Source organism: Mesorhizobium sp. B2-4-12 (genome assembly GCF_006441575.1).
In the GTDB taxonomy this organism is placed as follows: Bacteria; Pseudomonadota; Alphaproteobacteria; order Rhizobiales; family Rhizobiaceae; genus Mesorhizobium.
This window is the reverse complement of sequence record NZ_VFVC01000004.1, coordinates 81573-96796: the sequence shown is the minus strand read 5'-3', so window position 1 is coordinate 96796 and position 15224 is coordinate 81573. Positions and strand designations below refer to the sequence as shown.

The following is a 15224-nucleotide window of genomic DNA, read 5'->3' as shown; positions in this document are numbered from 1 at the left end:
CCTGAAATCATCCGACTCTAGGGCCTGCGGCGGCTACTGCTGGATGGTAACCTTGCTCAGGCTGAACAGCGTGCCCGTCGGCGTCGGCACGAAGCCTGCAATGTTCTTCTGCTGGGCCGTGTAGCTGTAGGATGTGTAGAGCCATATCCACGGCGACACTTCGGCGAGGTGCTTCTCGAACTCGGCAAAGATCGCCTTGCGTTTCGCCGGGTCGGTCTCGGCGCGGCCCTTCTGCATCAGGTTGTCGAGCGTGTCGTCGATGTAGTTCGCCACCTTCTGCAGATTGCCCGTCTTGGTCCAGTAGCGGTTGTACATTGTGTAGGGGTCGGCACGGCCGCCATTGAGCGCGATCGCCATGTCGAAATCGCCCTTCAGCCAGGCGTCGACATAGACATTGAGCTCCATCATCTTGATGTCCAGCTTGACGCCGATTTCGGCGAGCTGCGACTGGATGACCTGGGCTTCCGCCGCGGCCGTCGGCGGTTCGCCGGTGGCGCCGATCACGGTCGCTGAAAAGCCATCGGCCAAACCCGCTTCCGCCATAAGCTTCTTGGCCTTTTCGACGTCACGCTTGTAGCAGAACAACTGGCTCGGATCGGTCGCCAGCGCCGGGATGGTCAGCGGTCCGGTGACCTTGCCCTCGCCGAGCGAAGCGGTGTCCAGCACCTCCTGCCGGTCGATGGCGCAGGAGATCGCCTGGCGCACCTTGAGCTCGGTCATCGGCTTGCGCGACGGGTTGAGCTGCAGAACGTGATAGGCCAGCACCGGCACGCGGTTGAGCTGCAGGCTGGGTTCCTTTGGCACCAGCGTGGCGACGAGCGGATCGTTGAGCAGCGCGAAGTCGACCTGCTTGGTGCGCATGGCGGCCAGTATCGCCGCCTCGTCGGGCAGCACGCTGATCTCGATACCGTCGACGCCGGTCGCGCCGCCAGCCCACTCCTTGTTGGCGCTCAGCACTTCCTTGGCGTTGGGATCCCATTTGTCGAGCTTGAAGGGACCCGAGCCGACCGCCTTGGTGCCGATCGAGCCGGCCTTGATTTCAGCCGCCGGAACGATGGCCGCGTTGACGTCGCTCATCGCCGTCAGGATCGGCACGTCGGGCTGCGACAAATGGAAGACGACGGTCGTCGCGTCAGGTGTATCAATGCTGGCGATCGACAGGAAATTCGCACGGGCGGCCGCACCCGTCTTCTCGTCGAGGATGCGCTCGAAGGAGGCCTTGACATCGGCCGAGGTGACCGCTGTGCCGTCCTGGAATTTCGCCTTGGGGTCGAGTTTGAAGGTCAGTTCCTTGCCATCCTTAGAGAATTCCCAGGACGTGGCGATGGCGGGAACGATCTGTAGGCTGGCGTCGACCCGCACCAGCGGCTCATAGATCAGTTCCAGGAGCCGCAGCGACGAAAAGGCCGTCTGCTTGTGCGGGTCAAGCCCGGTGGCGTCCTGCGACCACGCCATATGCAGCGTCGCCGCCTGCGGCGAAACCGTCGCGATGCCGAGCATCGCCGCCACGGCGAAGCCCGACAGCAATGTTCTTGTGAAGTGCCTTACCATTTTTTCGTCTCCCATTATGGTTTTGAACTCGATGCCTTGCAGTTTCCGCCGAGTGCTTCCAAGAGACACATGCTTTGGAGTATCGGCCCAGTCTATGCGGCTTCACGCCGTCTTGTCTCATGCGCCATCATGCCGTCATGTCGGTGATTGCTTTTCGCAGGAATCCCCCAGCCTTGCCGAGCGCCGCCCGCGCCTCCTCGACGCCCATGCCGGTGATCGTCACCAGGATGGCCAGCTTGACGTCGTTTCCGGTCTGGTCGAGAGCGTGCCGTGCCTGAGGCGCAGTGCAGCCGGTCGTCTGCATGACCATCCTGATTGCCCTGGCCACCAGCTTCTTGTTGGAAGGGTTGAGGTCGACCATCAGGTTCTGGAAACTCTTGCCGATGCGGATCATCGAGGCGGTGGTCAGCATGTTGAGCACCAGCTTCTGCGCGGTCCCCGATTTCAGCCGTGTCGAGCCGGTAAGCACTTCAGGACCGACGACCGGCGAGATGGCGATGTCGGCGATCCCGGCAATGGTCGATGCCGGATTGCACGAAAGGGCGACCGTGGTAGCGCCCATCTGCTTGGCATAGTTCAGCCCGCCGATGACGTAGGGTGTGCGCCCGCTGACCGCGATGCCGACCACCACGTCGTCCGGTGCGAGCTCGATCTCCCGCAGCGCCTGTGCGCCCATCTTCGGATCGTCCTCGGCGCCTTCGATCGACCGCACCAGCGCGTCGGAACCACCGGCGATGAGGCCGACAACCATGCCTTCCGGCACGCGGAAGGTCGGCGGGCATTCCGAAGCATCGAGAACCCCGAGCCGCCCGCTGGTGCCGGCACCGATGTAGATCAGCCGCGCGCGCTTCTGGAAGGCAAGCACGATGCGGTCGACCGCGGCCGCGATTTCCGGCAGCACCTTTTCGACAGCCGCCGGGACAACCCTGTCCTCGTCATTGATCTTGCGCAGGACGTCCAGGGTAGGCAGCAGGTCGATGTCGACAGTCCTCGGGTTTCGGCCTTCGGAAACCAGCCGGTCCAGCTCGGACATCAACCCTTGTTCAGTCATCTCGGTGCTTTCAAATCGCCGCGCGGCCGGGCGTCGAATATGGATCTTCGGCCGGTGCCGGTGCACACGGATGAATCAATCCGCCTGTCGCCATTCAGTCTCTGTTGTTTATTTTTTAGAATTCGATATTCGCACCGTCAACAGATTTTTGGAATATTTTATTCCTCACCCTACTAAGCCTACCGTGTGCAGAGTGACCGCTTGGCAAGAATGATCGCGCCGGATACGGCATCGCCGTCAGCGGGCTTGAGGCGGCGCCGGACATCGGGAGAGAGCCAGGGTTCGAGCGGGCTGGCGAGGCCGCCCAGCAAGGTCACGCGCGGCGCGCCTTTCTCGAACAGCACCCGCACCAGCGTGTCGATCTGCTCGGCGGCCCCTTGCACGATGCGCCGTCCGACAGGATCGCCTTGGTCGGCGTGGCGCATCACCATGGGCGCCAGCGCCGCGTAATCGGTGGCGCTGGCGCGGTCCATCCAGGCGACGGCTTCCATCGGGTCACCCTCGAAGCGCTGCATCACTTCCGCCAGCAGCGCCGTCCGCTCGTGCCGGCCGTCATGCGCGCGCAACGCCAGTTGCACGGCCTTCAGCCCAAGGTCGGCACCGCTGCCCTCGTCGGAGATCGGAAATCCGTAGCCGCCGGCGCGCAGGTCGCGGCCTTCGACAAAGCCGAGGCCAATCGAACCGGTGCCGGCAATGACGATGGCGCCGTCGAGGCCGGAATGCGCGCCAAGGCAGGCGCCGACGCCGTCGCTGACGAAATCGATGCTGGCAAAGGGATGCGCGATCGCTCGCAGCGCCTCCAGCGCACCCTTGCGGCCGATGCCGGCAAGGCCGATGCCGGCGCGGATCCGGGCGGTTTCGGCTGGGCCGAATCCTGTCTCCTCGACCGCCGCGCCGAACGCCTTTGCAATGGAGGCCCAGGCCGCGTCGATGCCGAGCCGGGTTGTCGCCGGGCCGGACAGACCCTGTCCCAGCACGGTGCCCTCGGCATCCTCGATGCGGGCTCGGCAGCCGGTGCCGCCGCCGTCGACGCCGAGGAAATAAATCGCGCCGCTCATGCGCCCAGCCGCTCTATGTCGGCGCCGCACAGACGCAGCTTGCGGTCCAGTTGTTCATAGCCGCGGTCGAGATGATAGACGCGGTTGATGGTTGTCTCGCCCTCGGCGATCAGCGCCGCCAGCACCAGCGACACCGAAGCGCGCAGGTCGGTGGCCATCACCTGCGCGCCGTGCAGTTTCGCGCCGCCGCGCACCAGCGCCGTCGTGCCCTGCAGCTTGATGTTGGCGCCGAGCCGCATCAGTTCAGGAACATGCATGAAGCGGTTCTCGAAGATGGTTTCGCGCAGCAGCGACGCGCCGTCCGCGCAACACATCAGCGCCATGAACTGCGCCTGCAGGTCGGTTGGAAAACCCGGATAAGGTTCCGTCGTGAGGTCGGCGGCCCTGAGCGGCCGCTCGCGCGACACGATGAGCCCGCGATCGCCGGGCCAGACGCTCACGCCCGTGGCCTCCAGCAATTGCACGACAGAGGCCATGTGCTCGAGCCGGGCACGGGTCAGTTCGAGCTGCCCGCCGGTGATCGCCGCGGCGATGGCATAGGTGCCGGCCTCGATGCGGTCCGGGATGATGTCATGCCTGGCGGCATGCCAGCCTGTGTCGCCCGCGATCAGGATGCGGTGCGTGCCGGCGCCTTCGATGCGCGCGCCCATGGCGTTGAGGCAGGCCGCGAGATCGGCCACTTCCGGTTCGCGCGCCGCGTTGAGGATCTCGGTTTCGCCCTTGGCTGCGGTCGCGGCCATCATGGCGGTTTCCGTTGCCCCGACCGATGGCGAGCTCAAGACGATGCGTGTGCCGGTGAGCCCGTTCGGCGCTGAAGCGACGATCAAGCCGTTCTCGATGGCGATCCGGGCGCCGAGTGCCGCGAGCGCGGCGACATGCATGTCGACCGGCCGCGCGCCGATCGCGCAGCCGCCCGGCAGCGAAACCCGGGCATGGCCGAAACGGGCAAGCAGCGGCGCCAGCACCAGCACCGTCGCCCGCATCTTCCGCACCGTGTCGTAGGACGTCTCCTTGGAAACGGCGGCCCTGGTATCGATCGTCGCGGCATGCGGCGACCGCGTCACGTCCGCACCGTGAAGCCGCACCACGCCGAGCATGTTCTCGACGTCGCTCACTTCCGGCAGGTTGGTCAGTTCGAGCGGGTAGGGGCTGAGCAGGGCGGCCGCGATCTGCGGCAAAGCGGCATTCTTGGCGCCGGAGATCGTCACCGCGCCTTGTAGTCTTTGTCCGCCGACGATCCGCAGTCTGTCCATGGCTGATACCTTGTGTAGCGTATCCGGGCGGCCGTCCGGCTCGCTTTCGGGAGCCCGTCTCGAATCCCGAGCTTTCGCAGGTCCAGTCGAAGAATTAATTCTGCGTTCTTGGCTGTCAATCGGAATTGGAATAATTTATTCCTCTGACGTCAAGCACCGGAGCACTGAATCAAAGGGATGGAGCATGATGTCGTCCGAAAACCGCTTCACACTTTTCGGCACCATGCTCTAGAGGATCCATGTCCGTTCTGAAGAAGATCAATGCGAAGCTCGACGGCATGGCGCCTGGCGATCGTGAGATCGGCCAGTACATCGTCGACAATCCCGACCAGATGCTGCGGCTGTCGACGGCCGCCCTCGCGGCCGAGATCGGCCGCAGCCAGTCAAGTGTGGTCAAGTTCAGCCAGAAGCTCGGCTATGCCAGCTACCAGGAGCTCAAGCTCGCCGTCAGCGAGGCCAAGGCGCGGGACTGGCAGGTGCCGGCCGGCGTCATCCACGGTTCCATCGAGGTCGGCGACGGTTTTCCGGTTATCCTGAAGAAGCTGATCGGCAGCAAGCTTCTGTCGATGCAGCAGACCGTGGCCGCCAACAGCGAGCGCATCATCTCCCGGACGCTGGAACTGCTGGATGGCGCGCGCCGCATCCACCTGGTCGGCGTCGGCGCCTCCTCGCTGGTGGCGCGCGATTTCTCCTACAAGCTGATGAAGCTCGGCCGCAATGTCGTGTACGACAGCGACAGCCACATCCAGATGGCCAATGTCTCGACGCTTGGGGAGGGCGACGTGCTGTTCGCGCTGTCCTATTCCGGCGCCAGCATCGAAACCTTGCGCATCGCCGAGCTTGCCCGCAAGCGCGGCACGATGGTGATCGCCGTCACCGGCCTTCAGGACAATCCGCTGAGCCGCGTCGCCGACATCCGCCTTTACACCATCGCCGATGAAGAGCGTGCGCGCTCCTCCTCCATCACCGCGCGCGACGCGCAGCTGACGCTGACGGACCTGCTGTTCATCCTGCTGGTGCAGAGGCAGCCGGACGCCAACGACTATGTCCACAACAGCGAAGCGGCGGTCTCGGTGCTGAAGGCCGAGCGATCGCCGTAAGGCCCTCAGACGCTTTCGAGATAGGTCTCGATCTCGAAGTCGCTGACATTGAGGGCGAACGTGTTCAACTCCTGACGTTTGCAGGCGATGAAGGAGTCGCGCAGGATCGCCGGGAAAATTTCCGCCACATGCGCCCCGCCTTCGAAGGCCGCGATCGCGGAAGCCCAGTCCGGCGGCAGCTTCGCCGGTGGAAGGCCTTGGCCATCGCTTCCGGTCGGGTCGCCTGGCGACATCTGCCTTTCGATGCCGATCAACGCCGCGCCCAGTATGGCGGCAAGCACAAGATAGGGGTTGGCGTCCGCGCCCGACACGCGATGCTCGATGCGCCGTGCGCCGGTCGGGCCGCCGGGAATGCGGATCGCGACCATGCGGTTCTCGTAGCCCCAGGCGACCGCGGTCGGCGCATAGGACCGCGGACGAAGCCTGCGGTAGGAATTGAAGTGCGGCGCAAACACCAGCGTGCTCTCGGCCATCGCCGCCAACAGCCCGCCGACCGCGTGGCGCATGATGTCGGAGCCTTGGTCGGTGCCGTCGTCGAACACATTGCGCCCTTCGGCGTCGATCAGGCTGAAATGGACATGGAAGCCGTTGCCGGCCCGATCGCCATAGGGCTTGGCCATGAAGCAGGCGGCAAAACCGTGCTTGCGCGCAATGCCCTTCACCGTGCGTTTGAACAGCACCGCGTCGTCGGCCGCGCGCAGGGCATCGGCGACATGGTTGAGGTTGATTTCGAACTGCCCGACGCCGTTTTCGGCGATCGCGGTGTCGACGGGAATGCCTTGCGCCCGGCAGGCTTCGTAGACGTCGTGGATGAAGGACTCGAAATCGTCGATCTCATCGATCGACAGCGCGGCGTCGGAATCGAGCCGGCGCCCGGTGACCGGCGAAACCGGCCCGACAGGCCGCTGCGACTGCGGATCGACGAGATAGAATTCGAGTTCCGTCGCCGCGACCGGGGTCAGGCCGAGCGCCTTGTAGCGGTCGAGGATGCGGGCCAGCGCACGCCGGGGATCGCCGAGATAGGGCGCGCCACTTTCGTCGGCGAGCCAGAGCGGGACCAGCGCGGTCGGATGCGCCGTCCAGTCCACCGGCAGGATGCCGCGTCCCGTCCAGTGGCAGAGTCCGTCGGCATCGCCGGTCGAGAACACCAGCGTGTTGCCTTCGATGTCCTCGCCCCAGATGTCGAGGCCGATCAGCGAGTAGGGCATGCGCAGCTTGCCTTCCAGCGCCTTGCGGGCCTGCTCCACAGGGATGCGTTTCCCCCGCATGACGCCGTTGAGATCGCACACCGCCGCCCTCAGGCTCTGGATGTCGTTCCTGCTTTCAAGCCAGCTCAGGACGTCCGCAATTGCATCGCTCAATTTCCAACCTCTGGTTTTCGAAGGTGCCCAAGCCTGGCCGGCTGCGCTATCCCTGATAAAAATGCTAGTGAGTTTTCGGAAAGCGTATCCGGCTGAGGCCGGATGCTTTTCCTTATTTTTTCAATTCACTAGCTGGGATGTCGGGAGGCATTTCAAAACCAATTTCGCGATCTGCGATCGCAACATAGAGGCAAGAGGGCCGAAAGCCAAGGGACATTCGACGTGCTTGATCGGCCGCGGCAGCCACGCCTAGGCTTTGGATCGCCGGGTAATCCTAGCTTCCAGCGTCCGGAAATCTGGCCTGCTGGAGGATGTGCGCGGCGCCCTCGTCGATGTCGCGAACGATGGCCGCGCGGGCTTGCGGGCCGTCCTGCGCCTCGATCGCGGCGACGACTTCCTCGTGATAGTCGATGTCGAGGATGGAGGAGAGATCGTCCTCGAACCCCATGGCGAGATTCCGGAGGAAGGGGCCAACCTGCATCCAGACGGTCTCGATCAGGAAGATCATCTGTTCGTTGCCGCAATGGCGATAGATCGAGAATTTGAAGGCGTAGTTCTTCCTCAGATAATCGTCGATATCGCCTTCGCGCGCCGCCAGGGTTAATTCCAGGCTGTGGCGCCGGATTGCCCGAAGATTGTTGCCGTTGATGCGTTCTGTCGCGAGTTCGGTCGCCGAGCCTTCGAGGATCGTGCGCACGGCGGTCAGTTGCGAGAACCGGTCGGCGGAGATCGCCGGCACCTCGACACTGCCGTTCGGCATCGGGCTCAGCGCCCGCAGCGCCTGCAGCCGCATGAAGGCGCTGCGCACCGGCATGTCGCTGGTGCCGAGTTCCTTGGCGAGCTTGCGCGAGGTGAGCTTCTGCCCGGGCGTGAACTGGCCCGACATCAGGGCCCGCACAAGCTCCAGATAGACCTTCTCATGCAACGGGACGGTGTCGACGGCGGTCAACCCGAATTGTGTTCTGTCGGCCATGGGCGGGGGGCACTACTTCATTCGTTCTGAAATCTACCCCGACGACATCTGCCGTGGACAGTCCCGATCGGGCCGGGCACGGCGAAAGCGCCGAACCCAGCGGTTTGTCGCCACATGATAGACGCTTCAATCGCTGCGCGGCAAGCCAACTTGTTTCTCTGCCGGCACGGCCGTGCCCAACGTGCTCTACAAGAAGATCCATGGCCCGGATGTGTTTCGCTATCTCGCCGAAGAATATCTGCCGGCGGCCTACCTGCTTGACCCGATCTATCATTTCCATCTGAGGAACGGGCGACCAGCCAGGTTCCGGAGCGCAAGGCGTCCCGAAGCGAAGGCCGAATCGCATGCGTTCGCCAGGGACCGGACAGCCTGCCGCGCATGGTCGGCCTCTTCATCACAAATCTTGACCTTTCGCGCTCTTGCACGTCCGGCCGCTCTCTGGCTTTTTGGGGCACCCATCCGAACGGACTGATTCGCGTCATGCCGCTCGATCGCAATGTCTTACAGGCAGTCTGCGGGTGGGTCGTGAAGCGCGCGCAATTGGCGAAGGAGAAGCAGCATGGCCGAGTTCAAGAAGCCGGAAATCTCCGAGATGAGGCCCAAGATCACCGTCATCGGCGTTGGCGGTGGCGGCGGCAATGCTATCAACAACATGATCGCCGAACAGCTTCAGGGAACTGAATTCATCGCCGCCAACACCGATGCCCAGGCGCTGACCATGTCGAAGGCGACGCGGCTGATCCAGCTTGGCGCGCATGTCACCGAAGGCTTGGGCGCCGGCTCGCTGCCCGAGATCGGCCGCGCCGCCGCGGAGGAATCGCTCGACGAAATCATGGACCATCTGGCCGGCACGCATATGTGTTTCGTCACCGCCGGCATGGGCGGCGGCACCGGCACCGGTGCTGCGCCGATCATCGCCCAGGCCGCGCGCAAGGCAGGCATCCTGACCGTGGGCGTCGTCACCAAGCCCTTTACCTTCGAGGGCAGGCGCCGCATGCAGATGGCCGAGGAAGGGATCGAGCGGCTGCGCGAAAGTGCCGACACGGTGATCGTGATCCCGAACCAGAACCTGTTCCGCATCGCCGATGCCAAGACCACCTTCGCCGATGCCTTCGTCATCGCCGACCGGGTGCTCTATTCCGGCGTCAGCTGCATCACCGATCTCATCGTCAAGGAAGGCCTGATCAATCTCGACTTCGCCGACGTCAAGTCGGTCATGCGCGGCATGGGCCGCGCCATGATGGGAACCGGCGAGGCGTCCGGCGAGAACCGGGCGATGAAGGCGGCCGAAGCCGCGATCGCCAATCCGCTGCTTGACGAGATGTCGATGAAGGGCGCGAAAGGCGTCCTGGTGTCGATATCGGGCGGCAGGGACATGACCCTGTTCGAGGTCGACGAGGCCGCCACCCGTATCCGCGAGGAGGTCTACGAAGACGCCGACATCATCGTCGGCGCGATCTTCGACAAGAGCATGGAAGGCCGCTTCAGGGTTTCGGTGGTGGCGACCGGCCTCGACCGTTCGCTCGGCGAGGGCGATGCCGACGCCGGCATCGCCCATAACCACTCCGTACCGCCTGCCGCGCGGATTTTGCAGTAGGATCTGTTTCCTTCGAATGACTGGCATCGGGGCGTCCGCTTGCGGAGCAACACGGTCAGGCCGCACTCGCTTGCACTCCGTACCGGAACGTTCCGCTCGGGCGGTGGCGTTTCACCTGGATGGCAGCGTGGGAATCGAGTTCCTGGTAGCGCGGAAGTGAGACCGCAACGCTTCCGTCATTCAGGGCGATTTCTCGCCGACCAGCTCAAATCGCTCGATCTCGCAGTGCCGGCCGACCACCGCCAGGATTTCCGTTGACGTTTCCGCCGCCTCGGGTTGCTTCCACTCGAGGTTGAAGGAGTACACGAAGCGGCCGCGGCCGGAGTCATGCTCCATCGTGGAAAGACGTGCGTCGTAGCCAAGCGGCCGCACCATTTCCCGAAGGTCGGGCGGTGAGGATTTCGCCGAGGAGACCGACAGGATCGCATGATGGTCGCGCGGAATCTTGAGGTCGATCCATTTCAACGCCTGGAGCGTTACCATCGTCAGCAGCGTTGCGATCGCGCCAAGGCCGAACTGGCCGCCGCCAAACGCAAGCCCGATCACGGTCATGATCCACATGCTGGCGGCGGTGGTGACGCCGGTCACAAGATCGCCGCGCCGAAGGATGGCGCCGCCGCCAATGAAGCCGACACCGGTCAGCACGCCAAGCGGAAAACGCAGGACATCCATGCGGGCGAAGGAGTCCGCCCCTTTGCCCATCGTATCAAGCAGCATGTTGGCTTGGATCATGGCAACCGCGGCCGCAAGGCCGACCAGGATGGTCGTGCGAAGCCCGGCGGTGTGGCCGCGCGCTTCCCTGTTCAGGCCAATGAGGAAACCTGCCAGCAGCACAAACAGCAGGCGCGCGACGAGATCGGGCCAAGTCGGATGAACCGGCATATCGCAGCAAAGCGGCTCGAACATTGTTTTCGTGCTCCGCCCTTGTCCCCAAGGTCTTCAGCCCCGCCCGGCGCTGGCGATTTCTTATGGCGCAATGCGTCGCACCCTCGAATCGAGACGGGGCACGCCGGTCATCGGACGGCCAAAGCCAGCACCAATCCCAGCACAACGATGCCGATCAGGCCGGCGACGAAGATGATGCGGTGAGTGCGCGTGCGCAGGATGATTTCGCCCTGCCTTGCGTCCTGTCCGGAAAAGACGGGTCCTTCCCTGCCGCGATCCTTGCTCATGACGTGCTCCTTCCTTGCCGCGCGCGCCGCGACGCTGAAGTGTCGATGTTAAAAACCTTTTTTGACGCTCGAAGTTCCAGCCGAACTGCCGCCGTACGTGCCACGTGGCTTCATCACGTCGGCGGCCTGGCCCAGTGCGAGGTCGCCAAGCGGCTGGGGATCCTGCAGAATGCGATCGACGCCGCCGGTATAGTCATACCGCTCGAGATCACCGATTGCCCTGGCGCCCTGCACGGCGGGCCTCGCAGGATCCCGGCAAGTGCGTGAAAAACGAAGAGCGGTTCGGCGCGTCAAACGCTGAACCGCGCCAGCAGCCGGCCGTTCAGCCGAATTTCGGATCGAGGCTACCCGACTTGTAGCGCTTGGCCATGTCCGACAGCGGGATCGGCTTGATCTTGGGCGCATTGCCGGCGGTGCCGAACTGCTCGAAGCGCTCCTTGCAGAGCTTCCTCATCGCCGCCATGGCCGGCGTCAGGTACTTGCGCGGGTCGAACTCGCTGGGGTTCTCGGTCAGCACCTTGCGGATCGCGCCGGTCAGCGCCATGCGGTTGTCGGTGTCGATGTTGATCTTGCGCACGCCATGTTTGATGCCGCGCTGGATCTCTTCCACCGGCACGCCCCAGGTCGGCTTCATCTGGCCGCCATATTTGTTGATGATCTCCTGCAGGTCTTCCGGCACCGAGGACGAGCCGTGCATGACCAGATGCATGTTGGGCAGGCGGCGGTGGATTTCCTCGATGACGTTCATCGCCAGCACAGCACCGTCCGGCTTGCGCGAGAATTTGTAGGCGCCATGGCTGGTGCCCATGGCCACCGCCAGCGCATCGACATGGGTGTCGCGCACGAACTGTTCGGCCTGCACCGGATCGGTCAGCAACTGATCGTGGCTGATCGCGCCCTCGACGCCATGGCCGTCTTCCTGCTCGCCGCCGCCGCTCTCCAGCGAACCGAGCACGCCGATTTCGCCTTCCACCGAAACGCCGCCCCAATGCGCCATGTCGACGACGCGGCGCGTGATGCCGGAATTGTAGGCGTAGTCGGCGGGCGACTTGCCGTCTTCCTTGAGCGAGCCGTCCATCATCACCGAGGTGAAGCCGTACTGGAACGCCGTGACGCAGGTGGCTTCGTTGTTGCCATGGTCGAGATGCATGCAGACCGGGATGTCGGGATGGATCTCGACCAGCGCGTCGATCAGCTTGGCCAGCACCACGTCATTTGCATAGGCGCGCGCACCGCGGCTCGCCTGCAGGATGACGGGCGACTTGGTTTCCTCCGCCGCCTCCATGATCGCGAGGCCCTGCTCCATGTTGTTCATGTTGAAGGCCGGCACGCCATAGCCGTATTCGGCAGCGTGATCGAGCAATTGTCTCAGTGTGATGCGAGCCAACGAATAGTCTCCCGTATCTGTTTCAAGCCTTTGGTTGCGGGCTATCCGCGCATCGTCCAGCCCGCCGATGTTTCTGGCCGGATTTCCGCGCGACCGCAACCGTCCCGGACCGTCCCGGCCGCAAATGTTGTTACAGCGCAGCGATAAAGGCCGGCTCCCCTTGACCGCCCCGCCTGACGGATGGGAGGCGGTGTCGGCGTGGGGTGAAAGAGGCTTCGGGCCGGGACGACCAGCGCTGAGTGTGCGCGGCAGTGCCGGCTTATTTCTGTCTGCCAAGCCTGGCCGCGAGGGAACGCCGCACGTCGGCTTCCGCCCCGTCAGCAGGTCGATCAGAACTTTGCTGGTGGCTGCCGGGTCACGCTTTTCGATGTTCTCCACAATCTGCCGGTGCAGGCTGAGCGTGCCGATCGCCAAGGACGCCAGGGGCATGCCTTCAAGGTCAGTTTCGATCTGAAGCTGTAGGCGGGCATCGGCAGGGCCGCGTCCCGCCGGCACCTGGGGTGCAGATCCCAGGATGGGCGGCGCGGCCTTGCGTCAGACCAATTGCAAAGCGTCAGAACGGTTCAGCGTTGGTAATCGCTGACCCGCTCAACTCCTGCCGCGTCCGAGCATCGGATAGGGCGGTGACGAGGCAAGGACATTGCCGATTGCGACGGCATCGGAAGTTTCTTGCCCCGTAGCCGGGCGAGGGGCGGCTCATGGCCTGAGCCGCCGCCGTCATGCCGCGATCTTTTCCCGAGCGGCGAGGATCTGCACGCAGGCGTTCGCCGCTTCCTTTCCCTTGACGGTGAAGTGTTCGAAGAAGAAGCGGTGATGCTCGGCGCTGTCGTGGTAGTTGTGCGGCGTCAGCACCGCCGAAAGCACCGGCATGCCGGTCGACAACTGGACGTTCATCATGCCGTCGATAACGGCGCCAGCGACGAACTCATGCCGGTAGATACCACCATTGACGACGAATGCCGTGCCAAGGATCGCGGCATAGCGGCCGGTCGCCGCCAGCGTCTTGGCATGCAGCGGGATTTCATAGGCGCCGGGCACGTCGAAGATTTCGACGGCAAAGCGCCCGTCGCCGAGCGCGGCAAGTTCCGCCTCGAAGGCGGCGACACACTGGTCGACGATATCGGCGTGCCAGCGCGCCCTGACAACGGCGACGCGTGTTTCATAGTCTTTGTGGGAATGCTGATTCATGGGTCCATCCTTCCGTTTCGAACCAGAATCAGGACGCACGATACGGAAGCCGGCCCGCCTGGGCGGTCCGTTTTCCGTTTCGTTCTCTTTCATCCGGACTGTGACCGTCGGCTCCGGAATCACACCGGATCTGCTGACCTTTCCAACGTCTATTGGAAAGCGCTCGCGGGCTTGGGTCTCGCGCATGCCCCCGAAAACCGGAAACCGGTTTTCGGAAAGGAATCGTGCGTAACTGAGAGTCCTTACCGCCGGTGGGGACTTTCACCCCGCCCTGAGAACATTAACGTGCTTTGTATGAAAGGGCGGGGTGCCGCTGTCAACCGTGCGAACGCCGGTGGCCCATCACGTCTATTTGGCCAGTCTGGCGCCATGCCGCCGCGGAAGCCGCAACCAGCATCAGCAGCGCCGCGACCATCGCGCAGACGACAAAGCCGAAATTGGAATAGAGTGGACCGAAACCGGTGGTGCCGACAAAGACCGCCAGGTAGGTCACCGCGCTGTTCAGGCCCATGATCGTGCCGCGCCGCGAGGGATCGAGTGCCGACAGGCGGGTCACCAGGACGTTCAGTCCGAAATGATTGGCAAGTCCCCACACCGCCACCATGGTCAGGGTCAGCCCGAAGCTGTTGCTTGTCGCGGCGATGGCCACATAGACGACGGCAACGAGAAGATAGGCGAACGGCATGACGCGGCGGGCACCCAGGCGATCGATCACGCCGTCGAGGAGAGCGGCCGCGCCGAAGCCGATGCCATAGGCGAGCGCGGCCCACCCATTGGCGCTCACCGGCTTGCCCAGCCCGCTGTGCAGGTGATCGCCGAGATAGCCGTAGACGCCGTAGAAGGCGGTCATGAAGGCCGCGCAGGCGATGAGCAGCGGCACGATGCCGGGAATGCTCAACGCCGCCAGCGGCGTTGGTGCCGGGCCAGTCTTCCTGGCGTCGCTCAGCGACGTCATCGCAAGGCTTGCCAGCGCGAGGATCGCGAGCAGCGCGACGGCGGCAAAAACGGCGCGCCAATGCACGAGATCGGCAAGCACGGCCGACAAGGAGACCCCGGCCACCATGCTGAGCGTCCATCCGGTCAGCACGACACCGATGGTCCCGCTTTCGCGGCCAGGTGGCGCGATGGCCGCGGAGCTGGAATAAATGGCCGGCATGGCGACGCCGGCGGCGATGCCGGCGAGCAGTTGGGCCGCGACCAGCATCAGCACCGTCGGTGCCGCCGCGCTGGCCACAAGGGCTATCGCCAGCAGCAGCAATGCCCCCTGCAGCATCCGGCGGGCACCGAGCCGGTCGATATAGCGTGCCAGGAACAGGGCGCTTGCCGAGGTTCCGAGGCCAAACGCTGCCGCCGCCACCATGACGGCAGGGACGCTGGTTCCGAACGACACCGCGACAGCAGGGGCTATCGGCCCGAGAACCAGCGAGTTCGAGCCGATCACCGCGATGCACCCGGTCAACAGATAAGCGAGAGCCGGGATGGGCGGCCGGACGTTTGCGGTTAGAGCTGCTGCTTGATTGCTGTTCGACATAT

At 64.1% G+C, this 15224-nt stretch carries 14 protein-coding genes and 1 riboswitch; of the genes, 2 read left to right on the top strand and 12 right to left on the bottom strand.

Features of this window, described 5'->3' with window-relative positions; all coding sequences use genetic code 11:
- Positions 1-33: 33 nt before the first annotated feature.
- The 4 genes from FJ934_RS04010 to murA form a co-directional block, all read right to left on the bottom strand.
- Entirely contained in the window at positions 34-1551 is a 1518-nt protein-coding gene (locus FJ934_RS04010) for an ABC transporter substrate-binding protein (RefSeq protein WP_140607363.1), read from the bottom strand.
- Between the two features lie 127 nt (positions 1552-1678).
- Complete coding sequence (gene murQ, locus FJ934_RS04005) at positions 1679-2602, bottom strand: N-acetylmuramic acid 6-phosphate etherase (RefSeq protein WP_140607362.1); 924 nt, start codon at positions 2600-2602, stop codon at positions 1679-1681.
- A gap of 179 nt (positions 2603-2781) precedes the next feature.
- Positions 2782-3660, bottom strand: a complete 879-nt coding sequence (locus tag FJ934_RS04000; protein ID WP_140607361.1) for an N-acetylglucosamine kinase — start codon at positions 3658-3660, stop codon at positions 2782-2784.
- The gene (gene murA / locus FJ934_RS03995; RefSeq protein WP_140607360.1) at positions 3657-4913 is read right to left on the bottom strand and encodes a UDP-N-acetylglucosamine 1-carboxyvinyltransferase; all 1257 of its coding nucleotides are present in this window, start codon (positions 4911-4913) and stop codon (positions 3657-3659) included. Before murA ends, FJ934_RS04000 begins: the two co-directional genes overlap by 4 nt.
- Before the next feature lie 239 nt (positions 4914-5152).
- Here murA and FJ934_RS03990 point away from each other — a divergent pair, with 239 nt between their 5' ends.
- The gene (locus tag FJ934_RS03990) at positions 5153-6013 is read left to right on the top strand and encodes a MurR/RpiR family transcriptional regulator (RefSeq protein WP_140607359.1); all 861 of its coding nucleotides are present in this window, start codon (positions 5153-5155) and stop codon (positions 6011-6013) included.
- 5 nt (positions 6014-6018) lie between these two features.
- Here FJ934_RS03990 and FJ934_RS03985 read toward each other — a convergent pair whose 3' ends face one another.
- Both FJ934_RS03985 and FJ934_RS03980 read right to left on the bottom strand, forming a co-directional pair.
- On the bottom strand, positions 6019-7374 hold the full coding sequence (locus FJ934_RS03985) for a glutamine synthetase family protein (RefSeq protein ID WP_140607358.1): 1356 nt from the start codon (positions 7372-7374) through the stop codon (positions 6019-6021).
- A 274-nt stretch (positions 7375-7648) separates the two neighbouring features.
- Positions 7649-8347 carry a GntR family transcriptional regulator gene (locus FJ934_RS03980; protein WP_140607357.1) on the bottom strand — a complete coding sequence of 233 codons (699 nt, stop codon included), beginning with the start codon at positions 8345-8347 and terminating at the stop codon, positions 7649-7651.
- Positions 8348-8906: 559 nt separating this feature from the next.
- On the opposite strand from FJ934_RS03980, the gene ftsZ reads away from it, so the two are divergent.
- The gene (gene ftsZ / locus FJ934_RS03975) at positions 8907-9944 is read left to right on the top strand and encodes a cell division protein FtsZ (protein ID WP_140607356.1); all 1038 of its coding nucleotides are present in this window, start codon (positions 8907-8909) and stop codon (positions 9942-9944) included.
- 180 nt (positions 9945-10124) lie between these two features.
- On the opposite strand, the gene FJ934_RS03970 is transcribed toward ftsZ, so the two are convergent.
- From FJ934_RS03970 to FJ934_RS03945, 6 genes are all read right to left on the bottom strand, one after another.
- Complete coding sequence (locus FJ934_RS03970) at positions 10125-10850, bottom strand: MgtC/SapB family protein (protein ID WP_140607355.1); 726 nt, start codon at positions 10848-10850, stop codon at positions 10125-10127.
- A 107-nt stretch (positions 10851-10957) separates the two neighbouring features.
- Positions 10958-11116 carry a peptide ABC transporter permease gene (locus tag FJ934_RS03965; protein WP_140607354.1) on the bottom strand — a complete coding sequence of 53 codons (159 nt, stop codon included), beginning with the start codon at positions 11114-11116 and terminating at the stop codon, positions 10958-10960.
- A gap of 48 nt (positions 11117-11164) precedes the next feature.
- Positions 11165-11350 (bottom strand): hypothetical protein, encoded by a 186-nt coding sequence (locus FJ934_RS03960; RefSeq protein WP_140607353.1) that lies wholly within the window; start codon positions 11348-11350, stop codon positions 11165-11167.
- Between the two features lie 88 nt (positions 11351-11438).
- A complete protein-coding gene (fba, locus tag FJ934_RS03955; RefSeq protein ID WP_140607352.1) occupies positions 11439-12503 on the bottom strand; it encodes a class II fructose-bisphosphate aldolase in 1065 nt (354 codons plus the stop codon).
- A 717-nt stretch (positions 12504-13220) separates the two neighbouring features.
- A complete protein-coding gene (locus tag FJ934_RS03950) occupies positions 13221-13691 on the bottom strand; it encodes a 6,7-dimethyl-8-ribityllumazine synthase (RefSeq protein WP_140607351.1) in 471 nt (156 codons plus the stop codon).
- A gap of 77 nt (positions 13692-13768) precedes the next feature.
- A riboswitch (FMN riboswitch) is annotated at positions 13769-13974 on the bottom strand.
- A 33-nt stretch (positions 13975-14007) separates the two neighbouring features.
- A complete protein-coding gene (locus FJ934_RS03945; protein WP_140607350.1) occupies positions 14008-15222 on the bottom strand; it encodes an MFS transporter in 1215 nt (404 codons plus the stop codon).
- Between the last annotated feature and the right edge of the window lie 2 nt (positions 15223-15224).

Bases quoted from the DNA above. Each gene is read 5' to 3' on its own strand.
- FJ934_RS04010 (WP_140607363.1), bottom strand. From the start codon at position 1,551: ATGGTAAGGCACTTCACAAGAACATTGCTGTCGGGCTTCGCCGTGGCG.
- murQ (WP_140607362.1), bottom strand. From the start codon at position 2,602: ATGACTGAACAAGGGTTGATGTCCGAGCTGGACCGGCTGGTTTCCGAA.
- FJ934_RS04000 (WP_140607361.1), bottom strand. From the start codon at position 3,660: ATGAGCGGCGCGATTTATTTCCTCGGCGTCGACGGCGGCGGCACCGGC.
- murA (WP_140607360.1), bottom strand. From the start codon at position 4,913: ATGGACAGACTGCGGATCGTCGGCGGACAAAGACTACAAGGCGCGGTG.
- FJ934_RS03990 (WP_140607359.1), top strand. From the start codon at position 5,153: ATGTCCGTTCTGAAGAAGATCAATGCGAAGCTCGACGGCATGGCGCCT.
- FJ934_RS03980 (WP_140607357.1), bottom strand. From the start codon at position 8,347: ATGGCCGACAGAACACAATTCGGGTTGACCGCCGTCGACACCGTCCCG.
- ftsZ (WP_140607356.1), top strand. From the start codon at position 8,907: ATGGCCGAGTTCAAGAAGCCGGAAATCTCCGAGATGAGGCCCAAGATC.
- FJ934_RS03970 (WP_140607355.1), bottom strand. From the start codon at position 10,850: ATGTTCGAGCCGCTTTGCTGCGATATGCCGGTTCATCCGACTTGGCCC.
- FJ934_RS03965 (WP_140607354.1), bottom strand. From the start codon at position 11,116: ATGAGCAAGGATCGCGGCAGGGAAGGACCCGTCTTTTCCGGACAGGAC.
- FJ934_RS03950 (WP_140607351.1), bottom strand. From the start codon at position 13,691: ATGAATCAGCATTCCCACAAAGACTATGAAACACGCGTCGCCGTTGTC.
- FJ934_RS03945 (WP_140607350.1), bottom strand. From the start codon at position 15,222: ATGTCGAACAGCAATCAAGCAGCAGCTCTAACCGCAAACGTCCGGCCG.